11 protein-coding genes and 2 pseudogenes are annotated in these 12,834 nt (G+C 64.3%); 6 read left to right on the top strand and 7 right to left on the bottom strand.

The window, feature by feature from the left end; genetic code table 11:
- Positions 1–436: pseudogene (locus tag DMB66_RS57235) on the top strand (hypothetical protein); the annotation flags it as partial.
- Between the two features lie 439 nt (positions 437–875).
- Here DMB66_RS57235 and DMB66_RS57225 read toward each other — a convergent pair.
- Positions 876–1,409, bottom strand: a complete 534-nt coding sequence (locus tag DMB66_RS57225) for a hypothetical protein (RefSeq protein ID WP_125812364.1) — start codon at positions 1,407–1,409, stop codon at positions 876–878.
- 1,402 nt (positions 1,410–2,811) lie between these two features.
- Positions 2,812–2,982 carry a hypothetical protein gene (locus DMB66_RS62050; RefSeq protein ID WP_158647704.1) on the bottom strand — a complete coding sequence of 57 codons (171 nt, stop codon included), beginning with the start codon at positions 2,980–2,982 and terminating at the stop codon, positions 2,812–2,814.
- Between the two features lie 610 nt (positions 2,983–3,592).
- On the opposite strand from DMB66_RS62050, the gene DMB66_RS57220 reads away from it, so the two are divergent.
- On the top strand, positions 3,593–5,071 hold the full coding sequence (locus tag DMB66_RS57220; RefSeq protein WP_125812363.1) for a hypothetical protein: 1,479 nt from the start codon (positions 3,593–3,595) through the stop codon (positions 5,069–5,071).
- A gap of 148 nt (positions 5,072–5,219) precedes the next feature.
- Positions 5,220–5,485 (top strand): annotated as a pseudogene (locus DMB66_RS57215) (transposase family protein); the annotation flags it as partial.
- Between the two features lie 70 nt (positions 5,486–5,555).
- On the opposite strand, the gene DMB66_RS57210 reads toward DMB66_RS57215, so the two are convergent.
- The gene (locus DMB66_RS57210) at positions 5,556–5,744 is read right to left on the bottom strand and encodes a hypothetical protein (RefSeq protein WP_125812362.1); all 189 of its coding nucleotides are present in this window, start codon (positions 5,742–5,744) and stop codon (positions 5,556–5,558) included.
- Between the two features lie 237 nt (positions 5,745–5,981).
- On the opposite strand from DMB66_RS57210, the gene DMB66_RS57205 reads away from it, so the two are divergent.
- From DMB66_RS57205 to DMB66_RS57195, 3 genes are all read left to right on the top strand, one after another.
- The gene (locus tag DMB66_RS57205) at positions 5,982–6,998 is read left to right on the top strand and encodes a hypothetical protein (protein WP_233625572.1); all 1,017 of its coding nucleotides are present in this window, start codon (positions 5,982–5,984) and stop codon (positions 6,996–6,998) included.
- A gap of 262 nt (positions 6,999–7,260) precedes the next feature.
- Positions 7,261–8,034 (top strand): hypothetical protein, encoded by a 774-nt coding sequence (locus tag DMB66_RS57200; RefSeq protein ID WP_125812361.1) that lies wholly within the window; start codon positions 7,261–7,263, stop codon positions 8,032–8,034.
- Between the two features lie 544 nt (positions 8,035–8,578).
- Positions 8,579–9,750, top strand: a protein-coding gene (locus DMB66_RS57195; RefSeq protein WP_125812360.1) for an IS3 family transposase whose coding sequence is annotated in 2 segments (ribosomal slippage) — positions 8,579–8,837 and positions 8,837–9,750 — 1,173 coding nt in all. Because the reading frame shifts where the segments join, the coding sequence is not laid out codon by codon here.
- A 351-nt stretch (positions 9,751–10,101) separates the two neighbouring features.
- Here the strand turns inward: DMB66_RS57195 and DMB66_RS57190 are convergent.
- The 4 genes from DMB66_RS57190 to DMB66_RS57175 all read right to left on the bottom strand — a co-directional run.
- Positions 10,102–10,440 carry an Lsr2 family protein gene (locus DMB66_RS57190; RefSeq protein WP_125812359.1) on the bottom strand — a complete coding sequence of 113 codons (339 nt, stop codon included), beginning with the start codon at positions 10,438–10,440 and terminating at the stop codon, positions 10,102–10,104.
- A gap of 422 nt (positions 10,441–10,862) precedes the next feature.
- Entirely contained in the window at positions 10,863–11,321 is a 459-nt protein-coding gene (locus DMB66_RS57185) for a tyrosine-type recombinase/integrase (protein ID WP_125812358.1), read from the bottom strand.
- A gap of 63 nt (positions 11,322–11,384) precedes the next feature.
- Entirely contained in the window at positions 11,385–11,807 is a 423-nt protein-coding gene (locus tag DMB66_RS57180; RefSeq protein WP_125812357.1) for a hypothetical protein, read from the bottom strand.
- A 323-nt stretch (positions 11,808–12,130) separates the two neighbouring features.
- The coding region (locus DMB66_RS57175) for a site-specific integrase (protein ID WP_148112912.1) at positions 12,131–12,834 on the bottom strand (704 nt) is incomplete at its 5' end.

The raw sequence follows: 12,834 nt of genomic DNA, 5'->3' as shown, positions 1-12,834 counted from the left end.
GGTGGTCCGTAACATCGACCTGCATCTGCCCGGCCTACAAGCGAGCCTCCGCGGACAGCTGCGCCGCAATCCGACGGAGCCCACCGCGTACTTCTGGAGCGACTTCTGGGGATCGGCACGGCGCCCCGGGCAGGACGTGAGCCACGCCAACGCGGTCATCGCGTACGTCGTCGAGGCACGCGACCGCGGCCAGCAATGGACCGACGCCGACATGGCGGCCTTCTCAGCGCTGCTAACGAAGGTGATCTGGCCAGGCGGGCAGACCTACCGCTCCTACGTTGACGGCACCGGCGCCGACAACGGGTGGTTCTCCGACGGCTTCGTGAAACTGGGCCGCTACGACCCGGCGACCCAACTCCGGCTGGAGAGCCACCAGGTAGTCAACGACCAGTTTGCCGCCAACATGGCGCTCAACGCCCGGATCCTGCGCTCATAGGGCGGACCTATATGGGGCCGAAACGATGACGCGGCCCGCGTCACACGAAACGCCGGTCTTGATCTGACTGGCCCACTCGGCGTGATCAGCCGCGACGACCATCGTCCTGCATTGGGCACAGGCGTCCGGCATCTCTCCAATCGAGACCGGAAAGGCATTGGCCGCGAAACTCGCACAAAGTGTTCGGTGCCGTCGGCGGCTCGCGGCTGCAGGTCGATGCGCGCCACACCCGCTGTTGCTTCGAGACTCGGCGAAAAGCGAGATCCCGCGATGAGCGAGAACACCGGCGGTGCGTGCGTTGCCTGTGCACCAAGCACGAGCTGAGTCGAAACGAACACAGGCCACACCCCCGGATCTGGGGTGTGGCCTGCATGGCGCCGGCATGCGGTCGGAGTTCCGCAGACCGGCGACGTTCAGTCGGGTCAGGTGGCGCTAGGCGTCAGCGACGCGGCCCGCCGTTGCCCGGTCCGCCGTTGCCCGGTCCGCCGTTGCCCGGTCCGCCGTTGCCCGGTCCGCCGTTGCCGTTGCCGTGACCCGGTCCGCCGTTGCCGTTGCCGTGACCCGGTCCGCCGTTGCCGTTGCCGTGACCCGGTCCGCCGTTGCCGTTGCCGTGACCCGGTCCGCCGTTGCCGTGACCGTCGTTCCAATCGTGGCCGCCGCCGTGCCAGTCCTGCTCGACCTCGAGGCGCCAGAGGGTCCGGAAGCCACGACGCACGCGCTCGCACTCGTGGTCGTCCCAGCGGTTGAAGCGCTCACCGATCGAGCCGACTCGCTCGCATTCGCGGCGGGTGCGGTAGTAGCCGACGACCCAGTCGCGGCCGCGGGCGGCATCGGCCTGCTGCTGGGTGCTCTGCTTGGCTGCCGTGGTTCCCTGGGCGGTCGACGTCGACGCCGTTGCGGGAGCTGCGCTGAACGTCGCGCCGGCGACCAGCGCCATTCCGGCCATGGCCAGCATTCGTGTTGCCTTACTCATGGAACCACCTTTTCTGGGGGACATTTACCGCTAGATCCACAACACCACAATTCAACGTCTGGACTGCGGGGTTTCGCCTGAATTAACCCGATTAGGTGATGTTTGTGTCGTGGCTGTCGAGCGGGAAACCCGAGAATGATTTCGGGAATGCTGCTCCTTCCTCCGAACGGCCGATGAATGCTCGGGTTGATGTCCATCCTTGCTTCATCTTTTCGGTCCGAAGGGCAAATTTGCGCATTCTCGCATCCTTGGTTCTGCAGTCGACTTCGGAAACGCCGCGATAAACGGCGTGGAAGAAGATATGGATGAGTTCCGCGTCAAGGGTTAGCGACCCACGGCGTCCCCGAGCGGTGCATCGACGTTGCATGAGGGCGTGGCGTGGCGTGGCGTGGCGTTGGTGGGGACATGTGCAGGCCGGGCTATTGATCCGCGAGATGAGAGTTCCGGGTGCCCACGCTGTCGAGGAGCGGAAGCGCCACTGTGGGCAGCACCACAGAGGTTGAAGGGCTGGCGTCTGGCTGATCATGGGGGCTCGCGGCTCATGTGTCATGCCGGGTCTGGGCGAGGAGGCTGGCGGTGAGGCCGGTCTGATATTGGCAGGCAGGTAGCCCGCTGACGATGTCGGCGAGAGGATCGACGCCGTGGAGGGCGACGTTGGTGATGCGCGTTTCGTCCAGAACCAGATGCCCTCAGTCGGGCTGAGGCCCGGTCCGTAGGCCGGTAGCCGGACGACGGTCGGCCGACGGCGGGTGGCGATCAGAGCACAGATCCGCTTGCTGCTGTGGGTGGTGAAGTCGATCCGGGGCGTGGTTCCGGCCTTGTCGACCCGATCCGTTTCCCCGGGCCGCTTCCCACGCCCGGCGTGCCCGCTTCCGGGCGCCGGGCGCTCCCCAAGCCCTGTTCAGGGCCTGGGTTTTGTCCTCATCCCGGGCTGGGCCACGGATTCGGGATGGCTGCTCCCCGGTAGCGGTGGCACTTAGGCAATCGATACCTTCGCTGCTGGCGGACGCTGAAAGTTCTGATGACCACTAATACCAGGAGAGCCACGGGCGGATGGTGAGTCCCTCTAGTGGTCAACGTGCGACCCGCAGTTTGTGTGTCCGTCATGGGTGGAGTATCCTTTTTGTATCGCCACCTCGGCTGGTGCGAAACAGCAACGCCCGGGAGATCTGATCTCCCGGGCATTGCTGTTGCATTATGTCTACGACCTGTGCGTCGACTGGCGGAGGCGGGCGCAGGCGCGCGGGGCAGTTCATGACCGTGCGGTTCGCGGACGACTTCATCGTCGGGTTCGAATACGAGGATGAAGCACTCACCTGATCGGACTGCCACACTCACCTGTGCGCCCCTTCCGGCGCTTCATTCCAGCGGCCTAACGCCCAACTGGTGGGCAAATGTGCCATCAGAGGAACCGTGAAACCGAATTTAGGTCCACGGCCGGCGGCGCGAGGGTCTGCCGGGCTGGGTCGGACGTTTCGTCGTTGACGACGCGGGCGATGGTCGCGAGGGCGGCGTCGGTGCAGGTGGGTGCGTCGCTAAAGGGTTCCCCGGCGAGCAGCGCGACAAGTTCCATCAGACAGGCCCCGTCGTCGGGGTGAAGTGCGTGCTGGACCGTAGTAGCGGAGCCGCTCGCCGGTGGGGGTCCTGGTGGGCTTCCTCACTTCTCCAGGACGGCGCTGAGCAGCAGGTACAGCACGGCGGCGCCGCCTGCGCCGGGTAGGGTCAGCACCCAAGCGCCGAAGACGATTTACCCGCCGCAACCGGCGCTGTGGGGTCCAACCAGGCTGCTCCCTGTTGCGCCATCGAGCGATAGCGATCGCCGGCCACGCCGAGTGATTGACGCAGTGTCGACAAGGCTTCCGGTCATCCGGCTCGTGGAGTGTGCACCACTTGGTAACGCACACACGCCGCCAGTGGCGTCACCGTCGAACTTCGGCATGTGGAGGATCGTTGTTGGCTGCCCGCTGGGCTGGAATTCATCCTCCGTTCAGGGCGTCCTTCGATGGTCGGTTGACACATCTTGCTGGATCGATGAGAGGTCCGCTTTGAGTAAACGAAAATGCTGAGGACGCTGAGCGCTCGGGACTTTCATGGCGTCAGCTGGTCAAATACGCCGGTGTCGGGGTGACTCTGGCAGCGGCGAGCCCTGGCAGCTGACCGTTGCCTATGTCTCAAGTTTCTGTGTGCTGATTCCAGCATTCAAGTTGCCTTCGAATGATCGGCTCAATGCAGCGTTTGCTTGGCTTTCAGTATGTGCTGCAGTAATATTCGGTCTCTCTTTGACGGTGGCCGTCTTGCGCTGGATTGGACGAACCAATGCAGTCGAGGCGGCAGAAGCCTTTACGTCGCTTTGGCAGTCCCGGTTCGCAGCGTATGGTCGCCGCTTTGGCCGACTCCAGGCGACGGCGATGGAGATGAGTCAAGCGCTTGACTCCATACCTGTCGTGGCAAAGACGATCGAACACGTGGTCGGCGAGAGATCGGAGAGCGTTGAGCAAAAATCGCGTGGCTTTTTCATGCTCTCCCGCCACCGCCTGAAAGTTTTGTTGGAACGGTCCGAATTCAGACAAGGGCTTAGAATTCGTATTGCCACCGGAATTGGCACGCTAAAAGACGCGTATGAGGATGTCCTGAGTCTCGTCCCAGGACGGACTCAAGTCATCGACGCCAAACTGCTTCGTCAGGCCCGGAGGGTCGTAAGATGTCAGACCCCGGCGCACGCGGACTTTGTATCGTCGTCAGTCGTGTCGATGCTCAGCTTGTCCAACAAGCTTGCGGAAGCTGGAGAAATCTCGGCTGCGAGAAGTGTTGGCCAATGTGCGTTGCGCTTAGTGCAGATCCACATTTCCTCCGCGCGGTGGGCTCGCCGCCGCAGTGCACAGCGCCAGATTCGGCGGGCTGCGGCGTTTGAAGCTTCGCGCTCAGATCAAACGAACGTTGCGTCAACCGCAGCAGAATTTCGGCGGCGTGATGCTGAGTTCGGTCCTGTAAATCCGGCATTGAAAGAAGTGGTTGATGTGGGCGTAGCCGCATCCGCTAGCCATGACGCGCGCCTCTCAGAACTCGGACTAATGATTATAGACACAATGTTGCGCAGCACGGGCAAAGCCGAAGCGGTTGGGGACATGCTGCTACACAAGCTTCCTCCTGCTAGTCCGCAGACCTCCGCAACGAAATCGATGGAGATCGCGTGGAAGATTGGGCTGCATGCTCTGAATCGCGGTAACGGAACACTGTGGCGAAGCGTGCTTGAGTGGTTCGCGCGTACAGCCGAGAACTCGGCAGATTCGGAGCGTTCGGTGTTCCTTGTCGGCACACTTGTTGCCGCATCATGTCGTTTCGAAACGGCGCATAGCCGCATTGGAATAGACATGTTGGTCGAGCTAACGAAGGAACGCCCGGCAGCGCCGTCGTCCGTGGAAAGTCTATGGCACATCGGCGCATCAGCACTTGCCGCAGGCAATATTTCAGCGGCCGTCATCGCAGCGAGAGAGATACATTCCCGTCGACAGGCAGAATTGTTCGTGAAACTGAATGATCCTGGGAGGGTCGCAGGTGCGAAATTGATCGCTGATTTACGCGGCGGCTATCTCGGAGACCTCGGCTCAGACGCACTCTCGGCATTTTCTATCTTTCCGAAGCAAATAGGCACCCTTCTTTAGGGAGTCCACAGCGTTTCAACGAATGTTGAGCCTTTTCCATCGTGATCGCGCTGGTCACGGCGGGTGTGGAAGGGCCGGAGTCGGCGTGAGGTGAGACTCCCGGTAAGACAGCAGTCGACCAAGATCCGATGTCCCAACCTGGAGCTCATTGCTGTCCTACCCTGCCGCGATTCCGCTGTCCACTCGCACCCGTACCGTCTGGTCGGACCGATTCGCGCCCACCGCATCCAGCGTCGGTGCCGATGGCGACGCCTGCATCCCGGGCAACATGCGTTGCTGGCCCTCGCCCACCTGCGTAACGGCGACACCTACGCCTTCCTCGCTGGCGGATTCGCTGTAGGAACGAGCACTGCCTGGCGGTACGTGCGTGAGGCGGTCGACCCGCTCGCCGCCCTCACCGACGACCTCAACGCCACGCGGCGGCCCGGAGGCGGCACCCTGCGTTCCGGTGGGCCGCCCGACGGCCTCGTCCTGGAGTTCCTTGTCAGGTCAGCATGGCCGCGACCGCCACCGCGAGCCCGAGCGTTGCCCCTGACGCCGAACCGCCGACCAGCACCGCCCGCGCAAGGCGGTGATCATCCAACCACGACAGCCATCCCGAGATCGCTCCGACGACTACTGCAGCCAACGTCGCTATCGCGGCGTACAACCCCACCAAAGCAACCGTGCTCACCGATGATTTCCCTTCGCCGGACCCGCCGGCCCGGCGCTCTGCCAGGGCGTGTTCCTTGCGGGTATGGCAACAGTCGCACCGCAATCTGCCCAGGCCAAACCGGCTTCTGACCGATCAGCCGCGCATGAGGGCGATTCGAAAGTGCAGGTCGCTGTACTGATCGAACTTGCGCCCTGCGTGGCTCTGGCTGAAGGAACTTCTTGGTGCGGCTGATCGGTCACAATATTCTTTGCAGTCGTGAACGTCCGCGATCGGCAGCGTCATCGTGACCGAGGTCGCGCGCTCCGCGCGCACGTGCGGGTGTACGACCGAGCGCAGCGCGAGCTGCGCCGCATTCACGAGGGCGGCGGACAGAACCAGACGTCCTACCTGATCCGTCGTGCCCTGGTTCGGTCTCGGACCCCGGGGCCAGACGCCTCGGTCATTGCGTCACCTGCCGCAGCGCTGGCGCCGATGAAAGGGTGGGCGCTTCACCTGTACCTGATAGCGATCTTCGAGGCACAGGCTCACCGCCCACGAGGCTTCGCTGTCGACAACGTGCGGCCGCTTCTGTACGGAAGCGGACAGCACACCGCCTGGGTCGATCTGCTGCCCGCCATCACCGCTACCGCACCCCGCTCAGCGGGTATGCGACGCCAACTGGTGCGCGCCCTGGCCCTGCTCGAGCAGGAAAGGCTGGTGGCGCTGAATGGTCGGACCGGCTTCAGAGGCAGGTATGACCACTTTCGACTCCTTCAGGAAGACGGCAAAACCGGCCAGCCCTGGGCGTCCCCCTACACGATCCCGCTAACCAACGACATCAGCCCTATCGACCCTGCCTGGATCCGGCCGCCAGGACCGGTCAGCGGACGCAGCACGGCGGTCACGTTGCCGGCCACGTTCTTCCTCAACGGGTGGGTGCATGTGCTGTCCGCCGCAGAGATCACCACGTACCTGATGCTGTGCGACCTCGAAGCCCGCTACCCCGAAGCCCGCCGGGGCGGCGTGTACGCCAATGATCCCCAGCGCGAGACGTGGTACGGCATCCACCGTGACGTGTACGCCTCCCACCAGCAACTGGCCGCCTACGGGCTCATCGAGCGCCTCGATGCCCCGGCTCGACGCCCGGACGGAACTATTGCCCGCGGAGCCGGCCAGCAGATGCTGCAGCCGTACCGGTTTCGGACACTGTCGGGAGGCTTCGATCAATCCGCATTGACTACTGTTGCGCACCACCTCGATCCACCTAGAGATGCCCCGGACAGTCGCCAATGACTGAGGCGAGCCGGCTCGGCCCAGCGCACTGACGACGAGTTGGCCACGGCGCCGAGCAATGGTTCGGCGTCTGGTCCCGGGGCCGCTGCCCATCGAAGGAACAAGCAACGACCTTGGTGCCCCGCCAACCTCACCGTGTTCTCGCTGCCGTACGCACCTGCGCAGGCGAGGGGTGTCGAGTGGCACTGAGATCTCCTCCCTCACCTGCCGCCCGGACCGCCCGGTGCCGGGCGAACTGGCGGAGGCCAGGCACACTGGCGCCGTGAACGTGATCGCGAAGTCCGCCACCCGCGTCGTCGCGGATGCGGCCGCCACCGTCGTCCAAACCACGGTCACCGCGGCCCTTGCGGCTGACTTCGGACCGCTCGCTCTTCCCGCCGGTGCGACGGCCGGGGCGGCAGTCAAGGAGATCCCGATCCTGGCCCAGATGTTTGCCGACCGTCGGCGCAGCGCGACCGACATGATGGAGCACGCGGTTGCGTACGCCGGCGTCAACCCCGAGCGATTCATGGATGCACTGGCTGCCGACCCCAAGCACCGCCACCTGCTGCGACGGGCAATCCACGCGGCAGGGGATTCGGTCAGCGGCGAGAAGATCCGCACACTCGCCGCGGCACTAGCCGCCGGGGCGATCGCGACCGACGACGCTGTCGTCGACGAGTCCATGCTCGTGATCGACGCGGTGGCTCAACTGGAAGCCGTGCACCTGCGGGTGCTCGCACTGTTGGCCACCGAGCCGGACGATCCCGCCGTCGACCACTATCAGAACATCCGGCCCTGGCCATGGACTCCCCAGCAGATCCACAACGGGGTCCCGCAATTGTCCGCGGTGCTGCCCGCCATCCTCGCCAAGCTCCAGGCGCTTGGCATCACCAAGGACTTCCCCAACGGACTAATCGACTACGAGGAAGGACGCCGGCAGCTGACCGGCTTCGGCGAACTGTGCCTCGTTTACCTGCAGACACTCGCAGGCGAACAACACGATCCCGACGAAGGAAGCGGCATCCGTCGCGGCGCGGCCGTGATGACCGCCTGACGAGGCCCGGCACGCGGCGGCAGGGCTCGCAGCCGTCGATGCCAGAGCTTGTCCTGGGCGAGCTGATCGCGCTCGAACAACTCGCCGTGCTGAGCCTGCTGGCGCGATGGATCGACGAGTGCGCCGTGGAGCACGCGGCGTAGCCGCGTCTTCAACCACGCCCTGGTCGGCGTTGCCGCGGAGGCTGCCGGGTATGGCGGTGCCGACCGTACCCGACGGCGATCCGACGTTTCCCACTAACCCCGCTTAGCGAGAAGCGGCGGGCGGCGTAGGGAGGGTTCATGCACAGCAGGTCCTACTCATCGACGTACACGAGCTGAGCGACACGGTAGGTCTATCGCGGCCTGCCGCCCGAAGACGCCTGCCGCGCCAGTTCCTCGGCCCGGTCCCGCACGTCCGTGAGGCTCGTATCGGGTCTGCAGTCGTACACCTGCACGGGGCGTACGGCTCGGCACCGTGTCATGGCGATCGTGCACGATCTGGGCTGCCACGAAGTTTCCGGACAGGGGATCTAATATGATCTCGGTCTGGGATGGAGATGGGCATGGCGCGGCAGAAACGGTCCTACTCGCAGGAGTATCGCGATGAGGCGGTGAAGATGGTGATCGAGACGTCACGTCCGATCGCGGTCGTCGCGCGGGAACTCGGCTTGCTGGACGGCACTCTCGGTAATTGGGTCAGCGCGTATAGGAAGAGTCACCCGGTGGAAGAACAGCCCTTGGCATTGCCGGATCGGGCGCGGTTGAAGGAACTCGAACGTGAGAACCGGGAGTTGCGGCTGCAGAACGAGTTCCTGAAAAAAGCGGCGGCCTTCTTCGCTCAGGATCATCGGTAAGCGACGCTTACGAGCTTATCGATGCCGAGAAGGCTGACTTTCCCATCGTGATGATGTGCGCGGAATTGGAGGTGTCCCGGTCGGGTTATTACGAGTGGCGCGACCGGCCGGAGTCGGCGACCGCGGCGCGCCGTGGTGTCCTGCTGGCCGCGATCACGGCGATCTTCTCCCGTCATGAGGGCCGCTACGGGCACCGGCGTGTCCACGAGATCCTGCGCCGTCGCGGCCACCGGTGCAGCGTGGAGCTGGTCCGCCAGCTGATGGCTCAGGCCGGCCTGCGGGCGGCCCAACCGCGGAAATGGCAGGTCACGACCCGTCCCGACAAGCAGGCCGCCGCCCAGGTGCCGGATCTGGTACGCCGGGACTTCACCGCGACCGCCGCCGGCGCCAAGCTCGTCGCGGACATCACGTACGTGCACACGTGGCAGGGTTGGATATACCTGGCGACGGTGATCGACTGCTATTCCAGGGCGGTCGTCGGATGGGCGGTCGCGGACCACATGCGCACCGAGTTGGTCGTCGACGCTATTGAGATGGCAGCCCGTAACATCACCATACCGACAGGTGCGATCTTCCACTCCGATCGCGGCAGCCAATACATGTCGCACGAATATCGACGGACGCTGAAGAAACTCGGTCTGCGATCCTCGGTCGGCCGGACGGGGGTCTGCTGGGACAACGCCCTAGCAGAATCGTTCAACGCCAGCCTGAAAAATGAGATGGTCAACCGGACCGTCTTCCCGACGAAAGCCCACGCACGAAACGCCATTGTGCGCTACGTTGAACTGTACTACAATCGCCAAAGGATCCACTCGGCGCTCGACTATAAGACGCCGTACGAAATTCTCAGCGGACGCACGGACAACACATTAGCGGCGTGAAACACGCTAAAGGCATTGTCCGGAAAACGCGTGGCAGCCCAATCACATACTGCGGTTCGCCCATGTCTTCCCCTCGTGCCGAACGATGTCGATGGAATGATGCCGCAGGGTCCGGTGCCTGCCGAGGCCGGCGAAGCATCTGAACCTGCCGCCGGTGGATCGCGATCTTATCGACCGTCGGAGACAGGCTGCTGCGTGGTGAGTTTGAACGGGAGCCCACCGACGACCAGCCGGCCTATACCGACAGATGGATGCCGCCGCGAACTCATCCCCGTCGAGTTCGCGGTGGCATCCTCATGATCCGCTCTCAGCTGACCGATGTCCGCGGCTGGGAGCACGGCAACGGCAGCATCAGCGCTGGCGGTACGCCTCGACGACCGAGTTCGGGATCCGGCCACGTTCCGAAACCTCGTAGCCGTTCTTGCCAGCCCATTCGCGAATCGCCTGGTTTTCGTCACGATTCGACCGTGCCGACGCTACAACCGGACGCCGACCGGAACCAACAGCCCCGCTGCGGCCCACCCGGGTCCCCGCGCCCAGGTACGGATCCAACGCCTTCCGCAGTTTCCCAGCGTTCTTCTCGGACAGATCAATTGTGTAGGTCACGCCATCGAGACCGAACTCGACCGTCCGGTCCGCCTCGCCGCCGTCGAGGTCATCTGTCAACAGGGTGATGACTTGCTTTGCCATACTGATTTACTCCCGAATCAAGAAGAAGCTCCGTGGATACCCATCACTACCATTAACCACAGCAGGAATTCAACTCATCTATGAATAGCTGCCCAGAAAGTCCCCAACGTCACATCCCAATGCAATCCTCGGCTGATCGACCCGACCGACAGAGTCAATGCAGAACCGCCGAGACGAACGAGACATCAAGCGCGATGAAACGTCCCGAGCAACCACCTGCGGCAGCGCACCCTGCCGGATCCAGCCCTCGCCGGCGTTGAACCACGCCGGCACCGACCCTGAACAGTGCGGCAATAACAACCTCTGGGAAGGGCGGGACGGCAACACCCGCCACCAGCGAATGTCACCGCCCCGCCCCAAACCATCAACGACCGCAGCTACGGCGAAACCGGGCTACCCTTCTCGCGCGGCCGGCTGTGCCGCTAGAGGACAGCCCAGTTCCGAGGGTCGATCCCGAGAACCTCACGCAATGCTGCCGTCTTGCGCACAACGCACGTCCTCCGAAGGTCGTGCATGCGCGCCCCGTCGACGCCAGCTGCGCGAGTCAGCTGCCTCCACTCCCGCCGAACCTGCGGGCTGTACCAACTCCATCCGAACACCAGATCTTCCTCATCGAGGAACTCCACGAGTCCGCACAGACCTTCCACGAGGTCGCCCGGAAGCGGCACCACCCGAAACCGGCCAACTCTGCGATCGACCACGCTCAACCGCCGCTCCACCAGATCCACATCACCGGCGCGAAGCCCAAAAACCTCACCCGTGCGCAGTCCCAGCTCGACCATCAGGTCGACCAATGCCCGCCACGGCGGCCGAGCCAACGCGGCCGCCTTCAACCGGACGACGTCTGCCTCGCTCAGCCCCTTGTTCTGCCAGCCATCCATGTCCTTGCATTCCCTTCTCGAAGTGACTTCCCAATCGAATCGCTGCCCCACAGGGGCGAGCGTCTACGAACGCTCCTGCCAGCGCATGCGAGCGGCCAGCGAAATCAGGCTGGCCGCGAGGCCTCGCGAAGCCAGAAGATGCGAACCGGCAGTGGTGACCACGGACACCGCGTCGCACCGGCGGCAGTACCAGCACCGCCGCCACAGATACAAAGCCCGGCTCACCACCTGACCTCGCCGAGCGACCTCGCCTCGCCACCACCAGACCAGGACCGCACACAGAGCAACCACAACCGCGAGGAACCCCGCAAGAACGGCGGTACCGTTCCGGCCGTCGTCGGCGACAGCCACCTGCACCGTCCCGAACTCCACCAGGCCCGCCACCACCAGCACCGCTACCGGCACAGCCAGCGGCAACGGTCGCCGGGGCGGCGCCAGCGCCGCAGCAAGAGCACTCACCCGCGTCGCGTTCGCCCGCACCAGCACAACGGATCCCCAAGGCACGACTGCCTGCCCGCGAACAACGGTCGTACTCCGCCCATCACGGACCACAGCCGCCACGGGGACAACCCGATCCACTCGTCCACACCGCAGGCAACCGGGAACCTCGCCCGCGACCTCCCGGTTCGCGGTCGAGCCACGTCCGGCTCCACCAGCAGCTCCCCGATCTCCTGCTCCGGCACGAACAGCCGCAGAACGCTGCGGCCCGGACGCTGCCATGCCCATGTACCTCACACCTCCTCCTACGCCATCGCCACACCCCGCGCCCGTCCTACGACGAGCCGGCCCAACAAATCCGCCACCCCGCACTACGCGGCGAGCGGCAAACCATCGACGTACGACGACAACCTCTTCTTGGACTTCTTCTTCGCCTTCTTCTTCCGCGGCTTCTCCTGCTCACCCGGCAACCGCCGGTCCAACGCCTCCAGAAGTCGCTCATCACCGCTCGCGATCCGGTGGCCGTAAACGTCGATCGTCGTCTTGATCGAGGCGTGACCCAGCCGCAGCTGAATCATGTAGAAATCCGCCCCCGCGTCCAGCAACAACGCAACATGGGTATGCCGCAAATCGTGAAACCGCGGCCGCTTGTGCAACCGCGACTCGCAGCTGCACGTCGACACCGACACCGCCGTCACCCGCTCCAGCTCCGCGCCATTACCGGTCTTCACCGGTACCGGCGGGTGCTCGGGGCAGCGCTGCGCCGCCGACACCGCATACCGCCAGTAGCGCCACCGGAAGTTGTTCGCATCCCAGGCGCTGCCCTCGGGCGACGTGAACACCAAGGCGCTAGGCCGCTTTCCGGCGATCAACCGTGCCAGCAGCACGGCCATCTTTGGCGAGAGGTGAATCGACCGCCGGGACCGCTCCGACTTCGGTTTACCGAACTTCCCACCTCGATGCAGCGTCTTCACGACGTACACCACCGGCTTGCTCGCCGACAGATCCACCGATTTGACCCGCAGACCGAGAAGCTCGCCCAGCCGCATACCGGTGCCGATGGCGAACTCGACGA

The organism is Actinoplanes sp. ATCC 53533 (assembly GCF_003947245.1).
Note: the sequence above shows the minus strand (reverse complement) of the source record. Positions and strands in the feature narration are given on the sequence as shown.

What these genes read in the sequence shown, in the direction of transcription:
- DMB66_RS57185 (WP_125812358.1), bottom strand. Translation starts at nt 11,321, where the DNA reads ATGGATGGCTGGCAGAACAAGGGGCTGAGCGAGGCAGACGTCGTCCGG.
- DMB66_RS57225 (WP_125812364.1), bottom strand. Translation starts at nt 1,409, where the DNA reads ATGAGTAAGGCAACACGAATGCTGGCCATGGCCGGAATGGCGCTGGTC.
- DMB66_RS62050 (WP_158647704.1), bottom strand. Translation starts at nt 2,982, where the DNA reads ATGGAACTTGTCGCGCTGCTCGCCGGGGAACCCTTTAGCGACGCACCC.
- DMB66_RS57190 (WP_125812359.1), bottom strand. Translation starts at nt 10,440, where the DNA reads ATGGCAAAGCAAGTCATCACCCTGTTGACAGATGACCTCGACGGCGGC.